Below are 15,410 nucleotides of genomic sequence, written 5' to 3' on the forward strand. Positions count from 1 at the left end.
GTATGCCTGCTCCCGTCAGCCCGGCGTTGCCGTCCGGCCCGGGCCACGGCGTGCGCACCCGTGTCCGGGGTGGGGTCTTCCCGACCGTTCTGCGCCGGTTCCGGCCCTGTGCGCAGCGATGACGCGGGGGAGGCCGTCGCGGGGCGGCCCCCGGACCTCGTATGGTCGTACCCGTGTTGGAGGAGATGCGGATCCGGTCCCTGGGCGTCATCGACGATGCCGTCATCGAGCTGTCCCCGGGCTTCACGGCGGTGACGGGCGAGACGGGCGCGGGCAAGACCATGGTCGTGACCAGTCTCGGCCTGCTGCTCGGCGGGCGCGCCGACCCCGCCCTGGTACGTGTCGGCGCCAAATCGGCCGTCGTGGAGGGCCGGATCACGGTCGCCCCGGACGCGCCGGCGGCGGTCCGTGCCGAGGAGGCCGGCGCGGAGCTGGACGACGGGGCGCTGCTCATCAGCCGTACCGTCTCCGCCGAGGGCCGATCACGGGCCCACGTCGGGGGGCGCTCCGTACCGGTCGGGCTGCTCGCCGAGCTGGCGGACGACCTCGTCGCCGTGCACGGCCAGACCGACCAGCAGGGCCTGCTGCGGCCGGCCCGGCAGCGCCAGGCGCTGGACCGTTACGCCGGGGACGCCGTCTCCGTCCCCCTGGAGAAGTACACCGCCGCCTACCGCAGGCTCCGCGACGTGGCCGCCGAGCTGGACGAGCTGACCACCCGGGCCCGCGAGCGCGCCCAGGAGGCGGACCTGCTCCGCTTCGGCCTGGAGGAGATCGCCGCCGTCGAGCCGCAGGCGGGCGAGGACACCGAACTGGCCGCCGAGGCCGAGCGGCTCGGCCACGCCGAGGCCCTGGCCGCCGCCGCGAGCGCGGCGCACGGGGCACTCGCGGGCGACCCGGCGGACCCCGAGGGCGTCGACGCCACCACCCTGGTCGCCGGGGCGCACCGCGCGCTGGAGGCGGTCCGCAGCCACGACCAGGCGCTGGCCGGGCTCACCGACCGGCTCGGCGAGATCGGCATCCTGCTCTCCGACGTGGCGGGCGAGCTGGCCAGTTACGCCGACGGGCTGGACGCCGACCCGCTGCGGCTGGCCGCCGTCGAGGAGCGCCGGGCCGCGCTGACCGGCCTCACCCGCAAGTACGGCGAGGACATCGCGGCCGTGCTCGCCTGGTCCGAGGAGAGCGCCGGGCGCCTCGCCGAGCTGGAGGGCGACGACGACCGGATCGGCGAGCTGACCGCCGAGCGCGACGCGCTCCGTGCCGAACTGGGCGAGCTGGCGCAGGCGCTGACCGACGCGCGCACCGCGTCGGCCGAGCGGTTCGCCGCGGCCGTCACCACCGAGCTGGCCGAGCTGGCCATGCCGCATGCCCGGGTGAGCGTGGAGATCCGGCAGACCGAGGTCGCCGAGGACGCGGACGGCGTGGCGGTCGGCGGGCGGAACGTCGCCTACGGGCCGGCCGGCGCCGACGAGGTGGAGCTGTTCCTCGCCCCGCACCCCGGCGCCCAGCCCCGCCCCATCGCCAAGGGCGCCTCCGGCGGTGAACTCTCCCGGGTGATGCTCGGCATCGAGGTGGTCTTCGCCGGCTCCGACCCCGTACCGACCTACCTCTTCGACGAGGTGGACGCGGGCGTCGGCGGCAAGGCGGCGGTCGAGGTCGGCCGCCGGCTGGCCAGGCTCGCCCGGTCCGCGCAGGTCGTGGTCGTCACCCACCTCCCGCAGGTCGCCGCGTTCGCCGACCGTCAGCTGCTGGTCGAGAAGACCAACGACGGCTCGGTCACCCGAAGCGGCGTCACCGTCCTGGAGGGCGAGGACCGCATCCGCGAACTCTCCCGCATGCTGGCCGGCCAGGAGGACTCCGAGACGGCCCGCGCACACGCCGAGGAACTGCTGGAGACGGCGAGGTCCGGCCGGTGAGCCGGGGCGGCGCGGTGGCCCGCGTCGCGGGACTGCTGGCGGCGGCCGGGACGGCCCGCGCCGCGTACGAAGGGCTGCGGCGACGGCCGCCGGGCGGCAGCACGCGGTGGCAGCGCAAGAACCACGCGGGCCGCACCGTCGACCTGTTCGGCGGGCCCGCCGCCGCCCTCGGCGCGGCGACCGCCTTCGCGACCGCACCGGGACTGCCCGGCCGGACCCGTACGGCGGGCACGCTGGCCGTCCTGGCGGCCGGCGGCTGCGGCGCGTACGACGACGTGGCCGGCGCGGGCGACCCCCGGCGCGGCTTCCGCGCGCACCTGTCCGCACTGCGGCAGGGCGAGGTCACCAGCGGCGCGGTCAAGCTGTTCGGCATCGGCGCCGCCGGCCTCGCGGCGGGCGCGCTCCTCAAGGACCGCCCGGGCGACGGGTTCCTGGCCGGCGTGGTGATCGCGGGCTCGGCCCACCTGGTGAACCTGGTGGACGTGCGCCCCGGCCGGGCCGCCGGCGCGGTCCTCGCGCTCGGCGCCCCCGGACTGCTGCGCCAGGGGACCGGCGGCGTGCTCGCCACCGCCCCCGTGGGCGCGGCGGCGGCGCTGCTCTCCGCCGATCTCGGGGAGCGCACCATGCTCGGCGACACCGGGGCGCACGCTTTGGGCGCCGCGCTCGGTCTCGCCATCGTGGCGACCAACGGCCGGACGGGCCTGCTCGTCCACGCCGCCGCGCTGACCGCCGCCGCGGCCTCGGGCGACGCCGTCAGCCGCGCCGCAGCGGCGGGCGTCCTCGTCGGATAGCCGGGGCGGCCTCGCCGGCCCGGCCACCGCACCACCCCGTCCGGAACGACCGTACGCAGTGGGGTTTGTCCCCCATGTGGGTGGTCCCGGCGGACCGCGTACGCGCCGTCGCACCACAACGGCTTGTCATCAGTGCCGCACGGACGGCACGGACTGGCATTCTGGGCGCGGCGCTCCCGCCCGCCCCACCACCGCACGCCGACCCAGGAGCCCCCGCACCCGTGAGCAGCACATCCGCCCCGCCGCCCGCGCCCTCCCTGCGCACCGTCCAGGTGCTGGGCCGCGGCAGCGCCGGCAGCGCCGCCCATGTGCACGCGCTGTCGGCGGGGCTCGTCGCGCGCGGGGTGCGGGTGACGGTCTGCGCCGCGCCCGACGCCGAGGACACGTACGACTTCTCCGGCGTGGGCGCCCGCTTCGAACGGATCCCGCCACGCACGGACCCCGGGAGCATCGCCGCGCTCCGTGCCGCCTGCGCGGACGCCGACGTGGTGCACGCGCACGGCCTGCACGCCGGGCTGCGGGCCTCCCTCGCGCTGCGCGGCCGGCGCGTCCCCCTCGTGGTCACCTGGCACACCAAGGTGCACAGCGAGGGCGCCAGGGCCCGGGTGACGCGCCTGCTGGAACGCCGGGTGGCGCGGGCCTCGGCGGTGGTGCTGGGGTCCTGCGCCGAACTGGTCGGCCGGGCCCGCGAGCGGGGCGCCCGGGACGCGCGGCTGGCACCGCCGGCCGGCCCCCGCCCGCGCACCGACGAGGAGTACGCGCGGGAGCTGGCACGGCGCGAGAAGCGGCGCGCGGAACTGGGCGCGCTGGGGCGGCCGCTGCTGGTCACCGTGGGTCGGCTGGACGCGCACCAGGGCCACGAGATGCTGCTGGACGCCGCGCACGGCTGGTGCGGGCCGGACCCGCAGCCGCTGGTCGTCGTCGCGGGCGAGGGGCCGCTCCGGCCCGCGCTCCAGCAGCGGATCGACGCGGAGGGGCTGCCGGTACTGCTGCTCGGGCGCCGCGAGGACGTGCCGGGGCTGCTGGCCGCCGCCGACCTGGTGCTGGCACCGGCGCGCTGGGAGGCCCGCTCGGTACTGGCCCAGGAGGCGCTGCGCGCCGGCGTCCCGCTGGTCGCCACGGACGCCGGCGGCACCCGCGAACTGGTCGGCCGGGCCGCCGAACTGGTCCCGTACGGCGACGCCCCGGCGCTCTCCCGCACGGTCGTGGAACTGCTCGACGACCCGGCCCGGCGAGCGGCCCTCGCCGCCGCCGGCCGCTCCCAGGCCGCCGGGTGGCCGACCGAGGACGACACGGTCGCACAGGTTCTGAGCGTCTACGACGAACTGCAGCAGGCCAGGGACTGAGGGACCGGGGACCGGCCGTGGGTCAGCCCTCCGACGACCGGCCCCCGGTCAGCCGCCCATGTCGCGGCATTCCTCGTTGCCGTCGCCGCTGCGGCAGCCGACGGGGCCTCGGTACTCGGACGTGGGAACCGTTTCCCGGTGTGTGTCGCGGTACTCCAGTGCGGCGCCGGCCAGTGCGCCGAGCGTGAGGAGGGCGGCCGCCAGGGCCTGGGCGACCGCGGCGATCGGTGCCCGGGTGCGGAAGAGGCCGTAGGAGGCGAGGGCCGTGAGCGCCGCGAGGACGATGACGGCGATCAGGCCGCCCGCCGTGGCCTGCGCCGTGGCCTCCGCGGCGGCGGCGAAGTCGTCCTCCGTGCCGCCGTGGCCCCAGGCGTACATCCCCGCCGCGAACCAGATGGCAAGCACGAGCCCCGCGTCCACCGCGAGCAGGAGCAGCGCGAGGAGGGCGTCGGCGAGCGGGTGGAGGCGCCGGGGGCGGGGCGCTGCGGGGGCGGAGGCGGCGGCCATGGCCGCAGTGTCGCGCGAGGGGGCCGTGCCCGCCTGAGTACGGATACTCAAGCCCGCACGCGCCTCCCCGGTCCCGTCCGGCGCCCGCGTACCGCTAGCCGCGTTCCGTGTGGCGCCGTGCGTGCAGCGCCAGCCGCAGCCCGAGCACCGTCTGCGGGTCGTCCAGGTCGGTGCCGAGCAGCTGGGAGATCCGGGCGAGCCGGTCGTACAGGGTTTGCCGGTTGACGTTCAGGTCGCGGGAGGTCTCGGCCTTGCGGCCCGCGCTGGCGAGGTACGCCTCCAGCGTGGGCAGCAGCGGCTGGCGCGCGGTGCGGTCGTGGGCCAGCAGCGGGCCGATCGCCCGCTCCACGAAGTCGGTGAGCATGCCCTCCTCGCCGTGCTCGCGCATTCGCCACAGCAGGAGTTCGATGTCCAGGCGGCGGGCGTCGTACCAGGCCCGCGGCGGCAGCCCCTGGGCCGCGGCGGCTGCCTCGGCGGCGTGCCGCAGACCGGGCCCGGTCGCGGCCCAGTCGCCGGGTACGCCGACCACGACGACGGGGCGCTGTGCCGCGGGCCGGTCCAGGCCGGCCCGTACGACGCCGGCCCGCAGGGCGTCCGCGATCCGGTCGGCCACGCCGTCCCGGTCCTGCCCCTCGCGCACCCCGGCCACCAGCGGCACCCGCCCTTCCACGGGCCGCACGCCGAGCAGGACGGGCGCGCCGAGCGCGGCCAGCTCCTCGCGCAGCGCCTGGGCGAGCAGCGCCCAGCCGGCCGCCGTGGGCAGCCCGGACGGCAGCCGCATCACCACCGGCAGCAGCGCCGCCTCACCGGGCCGGAAGCCCAGCAGCCGGGCCTGGCCGGGCGCTTCGGCGGCGGAGATCCGGCCCTCGGCGAGGTCGGCGAGGAAGTCGCCGCGGCCCCGCGCCGCCAGCCCCTCCTCCTGGCGGGACTGGAGCATGACGACGGCGAGCAGGTCGGCGGCGCGTTCGGCGGCGATGCGGTGGACGGGCGCGAGGGCCGCGTTGACGGGGAGCAGGACGAGCCGGGCCCGTACGGCGTCGGGGCCGTGACCGCCGCCGGGCACGTCCACCCGAAGGCCCTTCTCGCGCAGCCCCTCCCACGCCTGGAGCGGGTCGGCGTCGGCGGCGGCGCCGTCGTCGGGGCCCGCGGCGTACAGCGGGCTGCCGTCCGGGGCCTCCAGGCAGAGCGGGTTGCCGGTGAAGGCGGCCAGCAGACGCAGCACCTCGGAGGCGCCGCCGCCGCGCAGCAGGACGTCCGTACAGCGGCGCAGCACCTCGTCGGCGCGGCGCATCAGCGTGTAGTGGCTGTTGACGATCTCGGTGTGGATCTCCTCGGTGACCGAGACGTACGGCACCTCGCGGTGCAGCTGGATCAGCGGCAGGCCGCAGGCGCGGGCGCTCTCGACCAGCGCGGTGGGCAGCGACTCGAAACGGGCGCCCAGCTCCACCACGAGCGCGGCGATCCCGCGGTCGGCGAGCTTGCGGACGAAGGCCCGCTGCTCGGAGGGGCGGGCGCCCAGGCCGAGGCCGGTGGTCAGCAGCAGCTCGCCGCCCTTGAGCAGCGAGGCGATGTTGGGGACCTCGCCGGCGTGCACCCAGCGGACCGCGCGGTCCAGCCCGTCCTCACCCGTGATCACCTCGGGCAGCCCGCGCCGCAGCGTGGGCAGCTCCAGTGCCCTGCGTACCGTGATCTCGGCTTCGCTCATCACTTCCGACCCCATGGCGTCGAACGCTACCCGGAGCGGCGGGCGCCCGCCGCCACGGGAGCCCTGGTCGGAGCGGTGCGGCCGGGCCGGTCAGCCCGATTCGCGGACCACCAGCTCGGCCGGGGTGACGACGGGGGAGAGGTCCTCGCCGCCGGAGGCCAGCCGGCGCAGCAGGAGGCGGGCCATCAGGCGGCCCATCTCCTGGACGTCCTGGCGGACCGTGGTCAGCGGTGGGTCCGCCCAGGCCGCCGGGGCGAGGTCGTCGTAGCCGACCACCGCGACGTCCTCCGGAACCCGCCGGCCGCGGGCGCGGAGGGTGCGCAGGGCGCCGGTGGCCATCAGGTCCGAGCAGGCGAAGACGGCGTCGAGGTCCGGCTCGGCGTCCAGCAGCGCGGCCATGGCCCGCTCGCCGCCCTCCGCGGTGAAGCCGCCGTCGGCGATCAGCCGCTCGTCCACGGCCGGCGCGCCCGGCCCGCCGAGCGCCTCGCGGTAGCCGTCCAGTCGGTCCTGGGCCGAGGTCTGGTCCAGCGGGCCGGTGATGACGGCGATACGGCGCCGGCCCCGGGAGAGGAGGTGCCGCACGGCCTGCCGCCCGCCGTCGCGGTTGTCGGTGTCGACGTACAGCGGCCGGGCACCGGCGGGGCCGTCGTCCGTCCAGTCCGGACGGCCGCCGAAGACCGTGGGCAGCCCCGAGGCGTCGGCCATCGCGGGCAGCGGGTCGGCGCTGTGCAGCGAGAACATCAGCGCGCCGTCGACGTGCCCGCCCGACAGATAGCGGCCGATGCGTTCGTGGTCCCGGTCGCTCTCCACCATCAGCAGCAGCAACTGGGTGTCGGCGGCGGCCAGTTCACGGCCGATGCCGCGCAACTGCTGGGCGAAGAACGGGTCGGAGAAGACCCGGGTCTCGGGCTCGGCGATGACCACGGCGACGGCTCCGGTGCGCCGGGTGACGAGCGAGCGCGCCGCGCTGTTGGGGACGTACCCCAGCTCGGCGACGGCCCGCCGGACCTTCTCGCGGATCTCGGTGCGGACGCCGGGGCCGCCGTTGACGACGCGGGAGACGGTGGCGCGGGAGACGCCGGCCAGCGCGGCCACCGCCTCCAGGGTCGGTCGCGGGCCGCCGGACACGGACATCTCGAACTCCTCTCGTCTCGCGGTGGGTTGACGGTACCGCCAGAAGTGGGCAGGGTGACCCTACTTCATGTGAGAGCGCTCTCACCCCTCCCCCCCGCAAGGAGCCGTCTCATGATTTCTCGTCGTGCCCTGCTCGGCGGTCTGGCCGCGAGCGCAGCCGCCGGCACCGGTCTCACCCTGGCCGGCCGGGCCATCGGAGCGCCCGCGCCGGTCCGCTCCCGGGCCGCCGGCCTCCCCCTGGAGATCGTCAACAACTCCGGTGAGTTCGGCAATTCATCGGTGTACGTCTACATCGTCGGCAACGACGGCACCCAGCAGGTCCGCGTCACGCCCGAGGGCGAACTGAAGCCGGTCGCGGTCTCCGACAACGGCTCGGACGGGTTCACCGACTACGCGATACCGCTCGCCGGGAGCGGCACCACCGCCCTCACGCTGCCGAAGATGTCCGGCCGGATCTACACCTCGCTGGGCGGCAAGCTGAAGTTCAAGGCCGTCGAGGACGGCAACGGCAAGGCCGCGCTCGCCTATCCGGCGGGCTGGGTGGACTCCGACCCCAACTTCGGGGTGCTGCACGACTGCGCGGAGTTCACCTACAACGACGGCGGAATGTACTGCAACACCACGATGGTGGACATGTTCAGCGTGCCGCTGGCGATCAAGCTGACCGGCGCCAAGGACCAGACGGCGGGGCTGCTGAAGGACGGCGCCCGGGACAAGATCTTCTCCGACCTGGCGGGCGTCGAGGGCTTCGGCAAGCTCGTGATCGACGACAAGCGGGTCATCGCGCCCGGACACGGCCTGGGCTCCGGGAGGTTCGACGAGAACTACCTGGCCGCCGCCATCGACGAGGCATGGGCCGCCTACGAGTCCAAGGACCTGAAGGTCACCACCAACGCCGGGACGTTCACCGGCCGCACCTCCGGCGGGAAGCTCTCCTTCACCGGCCCGGCGTCCGTCTCCTTCGACAAGCCGAGCACCAAGGACGTGCTGTTCTGCGACGGCAAGCTCGCCGCGCCCAACGACGGTACGACGGGCCCGGTCGCCGCGATCCTCGGCGCCGCGCTCAACCGGGCCACCCTCACCTCGCACGCCGAGCAGCCCACCACCGACCCCGCCGCCTTCTACCAGCAGAAGCTCGCCAACCACTACGCACGGGTGATGCACGACGCCACGCAGGACGGCAAGGCGTACGGCTTCGCCTTCGACGACGTCGCCGGCTTCGCCTCGTACATCGAGGACGGCGCGCCCAGCAAGTTCACCCTGACGCTGACGCCGTTCTGACCGGCGCGGCCCCATGAGCCAGGGCTCCGGCCGTGCCGCAGCGGCACACGGCCGGAGCCCTGTTCGTCGTGCGCGGGCCGCTGTAGGTTCCCGTGAGCCATGTCGTTCTGAAGCGCCTTGAAGTGCGGTTTCGGCGTCTGATCCCGGGACTGTGTCATCGGAGCAATTCCGTTGTCGTGTCATTTTCCTCTGGACGGGTTCTTGTTCGGTCACAGGAGTAAGCAAACTGAGGTAGATCGGCTATGACGGAGATCCTTCCAAGGCCTCCACACCCTTCCGACCTGTACCGCCGCTGCCTCGCCACGCTTCGTCGAAGGCGCCCGCTCGGACCCCGACCACACGGCCGACCTGCCCGTGGCACGCCCCGGCGTCGACCAGACTCTGCCGTCATGACCTCGACCGACGCCCCCAGCGAGAAGCGTCCCGCAGCTCTGATCAATAGGCGTCCCTGAGCAGTCATCGCAGTCACGACGAACCGCCTCGGCGAAGGGCGTACTGATCCGGCCCGGCCAGGACGCGTCGCCGTGAACGTCCCCGTCCTGGGGTCCATAGGAACCGGTGGCCCTTATTCGGAGGCTTGCGGTGACGCAGTGGCGGACTGTGTATCGCATACGGAGGTGAAATCGAGTCGACTTCACCCTGGGAGACGATCCGCCTCATGGACCGAGTAGTCGCTTCAATGTTCGGTAAGGCCATGCGGAAGTGACTCAGTGAGGCCAAAGCGGCTGTCTGGGAAACCTCGAATGCAATTATGCGCCGCCACGTCATGACGTTGGCATGTGACTGAATCGCATCGCGGACTCCGGTGCCGCATTGCCCGTCCCTCGTGCCTCATGGATCCTGAAAGGCTTTTTCGGTCAACCTTGAACTTGGGGGCGGGATGTCAAGCGCAGCAGTGGTCCGTAGCGATGATCCGAAGGCGGTGCGCCAGACCCGCGCCTTGATCGACTGCATGCGAGAGTTCGTGCGCGGTTCCTACACCGCTGTCCGAGACTGCGCCAAGTACCCGGACACGCTCTGGCTGGAGGATGTCCCCGAAGGCGTGCTGCGCAGCCCCTCGGCAGCTGGCACGGTGCTGTTCACCGCCAAGCACCACCCCGCCCGCCAAGCGCCGGCCCTACCGGCGGAGCTGGAGGGCTGGGTCTCGGTGGCCGAAGCCACCGCGCCCGGCGAGCAGGACCCGGCCCTGGCCGCACGCGGTCCGGGCCACGCCTGGGTGGAGGACGAGCACGGCGATCTCACCGAGGTTCACGAAATCCCGCAAGAAGATGCCGCCGAGGTGACCCGGGCCTATCGACGGTGGCTGCCCCTGTGGCGGCGCTGGGCCAGCGCCGAACGGGCCGCGCAGCCGCACCGCGCTCTGTACCAGCGTCTCTACCGCATGGCCAAGAAGATCCAGCAGGACGGCGAAATACTCGAGGCGGTGCTGGCAGTCGGACTGCTGACGATCGGCACGGACCGCCCCACCGGCCGGGTGCACCGGCACCTGCTGACCGCGCCCGTCACGCTGAGGATTGCGCCGGACACCGTGGATGTCACGGTCTCGCTCGCGCCTGAGAACGTCCCACGGCTTGAGGACGGTGACTTCCTCAGCGAGAGCGACGGCTACAGCTCCGAGCTTTTGGCAGGGGTGCGCTCGCAGGCCGAAGACACCCTGGTCCATCCGCTGGCCCCCGATGCCCAGGAGCTGCTGCGCACCTGGTCCCAGCGTGCCTTCGGAGCCGACCGGGCCGTACCCTTCGACACCAGCCTGCACCGCCCGGCCGGCACGCCGGCCTCCGCCCCGCAGCTGCACTGGGCGCCCGCCCTCCTCCTGCGCGAGCGCGGCCAGAGCGCCGTGATCAATTTTTATGACGGGATCGCCCGCCACCTTGCCCAGCCCGGCGCCCGCAGCCCGCTGGGCCTGGCACAGATCCTCTACAAGCTCGAACCCGCACAACGCACCGGCTGGGGGAGCGGCGGCCAGCACGCCGTGCCGCCCGCGCTCGGACCTGACCCTCTCTATCCCCTGCCCACCAACGAGGCACAGCGCGATGTCCTCGAACGCCTGCAGCACGACACCGGCGTCGTGGTCCAAGGCCCTCCGGGCACCGGCAAGACCCACACCATCGCCAACCTCATTATCGCGCTCCTCGCCGATGGCAAACGCGTGTTGGTCACCAGCGAAAAGGGCCAGGCCCTGCGTGTGCTCAGAGACGAGCTGCCACCCGCACTGCGCGACTTGTGCGTGCTGCAAGGCGACCGCAGGGACGGTGATCACGAACAGCTGCAGCAGTCCATCCGCGCCCTGTCACAGCTCAGCGCCACCACTTCTCCGCAGCGCCTGGCCGAGCGGACCACCGCCAACGACGCCCTGCGCGCCGAGCTGAAAGCCGAGCGGGCACGGCTGAGGGACCAGCTCAGAGCCCTGCGGGAGACAGAGTGGTACGAACACAGCGAGATAGCCCCCGGCTATCAGGGCCGACTCGCGCAGATCGTTCATGCCATCCAGGCGGTTGCACCGCAGTACGACTGGCTTCCTGCCGTGGAAGACCAGGACGACACCGCTCCGCTGGCGAACGACGAAGCACAGCGGCTGTTGAGCCTCATCGCCCGCCACGGCCCGGACATCCTCAACGAACAAGATCTAACCTGCCCCGACCCGGCCGCCCTGCCTGCACCGGAAACGGTGGAGGAGCACATCCACACCCTGGACCAGGCAGTGCACGCCTGCAGCAAGAGCTCCTCAGCCCCCCTCGTGCAGCAGCTGGCCGGCCATGGCGAAGAGCTCCTCCGCAAGCTGGAACAGTCTCTGGACCAGGGCGCGCGGGCCCTCCTGCACGAAGGCCTGCCGCCGGACCCCACCGCCTGGAGCGAAGGCGACTGGACGTACCGGGCCCTGGCCGATGCCCTGGGCCGCCGCAGCCCCCAGCTCTGGGCCAGCATCCGCACGGTCTCGGATCGGGCACAGCACATCCAAGACGCCCTCGTACAGGCATCCTTTCCCGACGTCGACCTGCCGCAGGATCTGACGCCGGCGGAGGAAGCCCAGCTCGTAGCAGCCGGACGCGACTTGCAGCAGTTCCTCCGCGAGGGCCGCCGGCTGCGCAAATGGCTGCCCAAGACAGCGGTGCAGAAGGAAGCCCGCCCGCTTCTCCACCGATGCCGCGTGGACGGACGCGCCCCCACCAGCCACGCTCAGGTCGCCGCCGTAGTGCTACACCTGGAGATGCGCCGCTGCGCCCGCCAACTCAACGAGCGCTGGACCGGCGTGGCGGCCCCTGCCACGCAGCACGGGGCAGAGGGCATCCTGGCCGAACTCCTGGACCGCCGCCCCCGCCTGCAGGCCATCGACGACTGCGCCGCCGCCGTCCACCAGGTCCACGACCTGCTCACGCAGGCCGGCATCCCCGCCAGCACACGCACATTCCAGCAATGGCAAACAGTCCGCACCGCAACAGCCGACGCACGCCTGCTGCGGGAAGCCTGGACCGCCGAACAGAATCTCGCCGACCTCCTTGCCCAGGTGCCACCTGCTGCCACCCACTCGGCGCCGCAGCTCACCGCACTCCACCGCGCGGCCACCACACGCGACCCGCAGGCATATGCCCAGGCCATGGACGAGCTCAGCGCCGCCTACCACCGGCAGGCCGACCGCCGTGAGACCCGCAAGCTCATGGACCGCCTCACCCAGGCTCACCCCCTCCTCGCCCGCCACCTGATTCGTACTCCCACCGACCCGGCCTGGGAGACGCGGCTGAGCAAGCTCAGCCAGGCATGGGCCTGGCGCCGCGCCCACTCCTTCGTGGACCTGCACCTTGCCCCCGGCCGGGAAGACCAGCTGGAGGGCCAACTAGCGCAGGTCGAAGCACATCTGCGGACCACCGAAGAGCAACTGGCCGCCGACCGCGCCCTGACCCACTGCCTGCAGCGGATGACCACAGCGCAGAAACAGGCACTGGCTGCCTACGCCACTGCGATCTCCCACGCCGGCAAAGGCACCAGCGCCTCGAGCAAACGCCACCGTCGGCAGGCCCGCTCCGCGATGCACGAGGCCCGCGGCGCCGTCCCCGCCTGGGTCATGCCCATCCGCCAGGTCACCGAGATGATCGCCCCCGAGCCCGACGCCTTCGACGTCGTCATCGTCGACGAGGCCAGCCAGGTCGGACTCGACGGACTGCTACTGCTCTGGCTCGCCCCGCGCATCATCGTCGTCGGCGACGACAAGCAGTGCAGCCCCCTGTACATGAACAGCCGGCACGACCGCATGCAGCGGATCTTCGACGAACGCCTCACCGACCTAGCCCCTTGGCAGCGCACCGCCCTGGACCCCAAGTCCAGCCTCTATGACCTGCTCTCGCAGCGCTTCACCGAAGTCATCCGGCTGACCGAACACTTCCGCTGCATGCCCGAAATCATCCAGTGGTCCTCCTCCCAGTTCTACTCCGGCAACGAACTGGTGCTCCTGCGGCAGCACGGCGTCGACCGCCTCCCCCCGCTCAAGGTCGTCCACGTGCCCGAAGGCCACTGCGAAGGCCGCCTCGAGAACCTGACCAACCGCCCCGAAGCCGACCGCCTCATCGCCCAGCTCCGACAGCTGACCGAAGACCCCGCCTACGCTGACCGAAGCATCGGCGTGATCGTGCTCCGCTCCGGAGCCCAGGTCAGGCTTCTGCAAAACCTCCTCGACATCCATATTGACGCACCCGCCCGCGAACGCCACCGGATCCGGGTCGGCACGGCGGAGAGCTTCCAAGGTGCCCAACGCGATGTCGTCCTGCTCTCCATGGCGATCGACGGCAAGCACACCCGGGCCATGACCTCCAAGGGAGACAGACAACGCTTCAACGTCGCAGCCAGCCGCGCCCGGGACCAGATGTGGCTGTTTACCTCTGTCACCGCCGACCAGCTCAGCAGCAAGGATCTCCGGCGCTCCCTCCTCGCCTACATGCAGTCACCGCCCGCCCAGCACGACACTCACCCCCGACTGGCCAACGTCACTCCCGACCAGCAGTGCGCGCCCTTCCAGTCACTGTTCGAACAGCGCGTCTTCCTGCGTATCCGCGACCGCGGATACCACGTAGTGCCCCAGTGGAAGGTCAGCAGCAAGTACATCGACCTCGTCGTCATCGGCAAACACACCCGCCTCGCGGTCGAGTGCGACGGCAGCCCCTACCACTCCACCGTGCAGCAGATCCACGACGACTACGAGCGCGAGCGGGAGCTGCGACGTGCCGGCTGGGACTTCTGGCGGGTACGCAGCAGCCAGTTCGAACTGGACCCTGACGCCGCCATGTCCACCCTCTGGTCCCGACTCCGAACGCTCGACATCCACCCCCTCGACGCCGCTCAGGACGAGTCCGGCACCCCCCATGCGCCCACCTGGACGCCGATCGCACTACCCGACGACGAAGCCGACGAACAAGGTCTCGAACCCCTCGACACTGATGAAGCACCAGGCGATGCGGAGACACTGAAATGAACCACTTCTTCGACGACAGCACCCTCATCGAGATCGCCCACCTCATCTGCGGCGACGAACCACCTCTGCGCTATCGCAGAGGGTTCGAACTCAGTGGTTTCTTCCGCCGCGCCCACTGGGACGACGTGCCTGACCACGATGAATCCCCCCGCCACCAGTGGACCGTGCAGCTCCTTCGCGAACGACAGCAGCACAACCCCGAGGACATCACTCGCGCCGTTCTCCGCCTGGCGAATCGCCTGGAATACCACGGCCTGCCACGAGAATACGAAGCCACTCTCCAGCAGCTCAACGAAGTCCTCGCCCTGGAGGGCTTGCAAGCACAACAGCAACAGGGCAGGCCCGTTCTTGTCCCCTACGACGAAACCGACGGGCCCCGCCTGCGCCGTGTAGAGCTCAAGGTGTCCATCATCGATGTCATTGCCGAGCCTGAACTCGCCAAGGCCATCCAGAACCGTCTCGACGAAGCGCACATCTGCCACGAACACGGCGCCTACACCGCCGCGATCATCATGCTCGGCAGCCTCCTCGAAGGAGTCCTGGTCCACGCAGCACAGGCTCGTCCCCGCACCGTGCGCATGCCCAAACCCCTCGGGCAGATGGGTCTCCAAGCTTTGGTGGAACTCGCACATTCCCAAGGCTGGATTGAATACGACGCGAAGCTCGTCTCCAACCTGGTCCGCCACTACCGCAACCTCGTCCACCCTCTACAGGAGACCAAAACCAAGCACAGCCCCGACGAAGACACCGTGGACGCGTGTTGGAACGTCGTCAACATGACCTTGAATGACCTCGCTGCTACCGCCGCTTTATAAAGGCATCCAGTACACCGTTCACCAGATCACACCACTCCGGAACTGTTCCCACTCTCGGCAACGCGGTCAGTCAGTCGTGGGCATCGAAGGCTGCGCATTCAAGCGACTGCAGCGGCCGTACATCCCCGGCAAGCGCGCGGGCGGTTGGCGGAAGTACCGAGTACAGCAGTTCTCCGAGGCCATCGTTGGCGCCGCCACCGGCACCCTGCGCTGGCCCGGGGTGTTGCTGCCATTCTCGCCCGCGACGTCGCCGCTCAGCTCACGCCCGCCGAGGCCGGACACCCCTGGACCGGCCGGACGTTTAGCGCGGGCTGGGAACGAACGTCACCCTCGTCACCTCCGAGCTGGTTGCCGAGATCAGCGCCGACGTCGCGCTGGACGGGACCGGCCGTTGGCGGCACCGCTCCCGATTCTCCGCCTGGCACTGTCTCACGGCTGCGAGGCGCTCACCGTGCAC

9 protein-coding genes are annotated in these 15,410 nt (G+C 72.2%); 6 read left to right on the forward strand and 3 right to left on the reverse strand.

Annotated features, from left to right (window positions below; all coding sequences use genetic code 11):
- The first annotated feature begins 161 nt into the window (after nt 1-161).
- From recN to ABZ840_RS27345, 3 genes are all read left to right on the forward strand, one after another.
- Complete coding sequence (gene recN, locus ABZ840_RS27335; protein WP_361563194.1) at nt 162-1,913, forward strand: DNA repair protein RecN; 1,752 nt, start codon at nt 162-164, stop codon at nt 1,911-1,913.
- Nucleotides 1,910-2,704 (forward strand): hypothetical protein, encoded by a 795-nt coding sequence (locus ABZ840_RS27340; protein ID WP_361563197.1) that lies wholly within the window; start codon nt 1,910-1,912, stop codon nt 2,702-2,704. The genes recN and ABZ840_RS27340 overlap by 4 nt, the downstream gene beginning before the upstream one ends.
- 221 nt (nt 2,705-2,925) lie before the next feature.
- The gene (locus tag ABZ840_RS27345) at nt 2,926-4,050 is read left to right on the forward strand and encodes a glycosyltransferase family 4 protein (RefSeq protein WP_361563200.1); all 1,125 of its coding nucleotides are present in this window, start codon (nt 2,926-2,928) and stop codon (nt 4,048-4,050) included.
- A 48-nt stretch (nt 4,051-4,098) separates the two neighbouring features.
- Here the strand turns inward: ABZ840_RS27345 and ABZ840_RS27350 are convergent, their stop codons facing one another.
- The 3 genes from ABZ840_RS27350 to ABZ840_RS27360 form a co-directional block, all read right to left on the reverse strand.
- The gene (locus ABZ840_RS27350) at nt 4,099-4,557 is read right to left on the reverse strand and encodes a DUF6234 family protein (protein WP_361563203.1); all 459 of its coding nucleotides are present in this window, start codon (nt 4,555-4,557) and stop codon (nt 4,099-4,101) included.
- 94 nt (nt 4,558-4,651) lie between these two features.
- Nucleotides 4,652-6,277, reverse strand: coding sequence for a PucR family transcriptional regulator (locus ABZ840_RS27355; RefSeq protein WP_361563206.1), 1,626 nt, complete (start codon nt 6,275-6,277; stop codon nt 4,652-4,654).
- Nucleotides 6,278-6,352: 75 nt separating this feature from the next.
- Complete coding sequence (locus ABZ840_RS27360; RefSeq protein ID WP_361563208.1) at nt 6,353-7,396, reverse strand: LacI family DNA-binding transcriptional regulator; 1,044 nt, start codon at nt 7,394-7,396, stop codon at nt 6,353-6,355.
- Between the two features lie 111 nt (nt 7,397-7,507).
- Here ABZ840_RS27360 and ABZ840_RS27365 point away from each other — a divergent pair, with 111 nt between their 5' ends.
- The 3 genes from ABZ840_RS27365 (at nt 7,508) to ABZ840_RS27375 (ending at nt 14,953) form a co-directional block, all read left to right on the forward strand.
- Entirely contained in the window at nt 7,508-8,677 is a 1,170-nt protein-coding gene (locus tag ABZ840_RS27365; RefSeq protein ID WP_361563211.1) for a beta-1,3-glucanase family protein, read from the forward strand.
- 880 nt (nt 8,678-9,557) lie between these two features.
- Nucleotides 9,558-14,138 (forward strand): AAA domain-containing protein, encoded by a 4,581-nt coding sequence (locus tag ABZ840_RS27370; protein WP_361563214.1) that lies wholly within the window; start codon nt 9,558-9,560, stop codon nt 14,136-14,138.
- The gene (locus ABZ840_RS27375; protein WP_361563217.1) at nt 14,135-14,953 is read left to right on the forward strand and encodes a hypothetical protein; all 819 of its coding nucleotides are present in this window, start codon (nt 14,135-14,137) and stop codon (nt 14,951-14,953) included. Before ABZ840_RS27370 ends, ABZ840_RS27375 begins: the two co-directional genes overlap by 4 nt.
- Nucleotides 14,954-15,410 lie beyond the last annotated feature (457 nt).

Source organism: Streptomyces sp. NPDC047117 (assembly GCF_040643545.1).
Classification (GTDB): domain Bacteria; phylum Actinomycetota; class Actinomycetes; order Streptomycetales; family Streptomycetaceae; genus Streptomyces.

Bases quoted from the DNA above. Each gene is read 5' to 3' on its own strand.
- recN (WP_361563194.1), top strand. From the start codon at position 162: ATGGTCGTACCCGTGTTGGAGGAGATGCGGATCCGGTCCCTGGGCGTC.
- ABZ840_RS27350 (WP_361563203.1), bottom strand. From the start codon at position 4,557: ATGGCCGCCGCCTCCGCCCCCGCAGCGCCCCGCCCCCGGCGCCTCCAC.
- ABZ840_RS27355 (WP_361563206.1), bottom strand. From the start codon at position 6,277: ATGGGGTCGGAAGTGATGAGCGAAGCCGAGATCACGGTACGCAGGGCA.
- ABZ840_RS27360 (WP_361563208.1), bottom strand. From the start codon at position 7,396: ATGTCCGTGTCCGGCGGCCCGCGACCGACCCTGGAGGCGGTGGCCGCG.
- ABZ840_RS27365 (WP_361563211.1), top strand. From the start codon at position 7,508: ATGATTTCTCGTCGTGCCCTGCTCGGCGGTCTGGCCGCGAGCGCAGCC.
- ABZ840_RS27370 (WP_361563214.1), top strand. From the start codon at position 9,558: ATGTCAAGCGCAGCAGTGGTCCGTAGCGATGATCCGAAGGCGGTGCGC.
- ABZ840_RS27375 (WP_361563217.1), top strand. From the start codon at position 14,135: ATGAACCACTTCTTCGACGACAGCACCCTCATCGAGATCGCCCACCTC.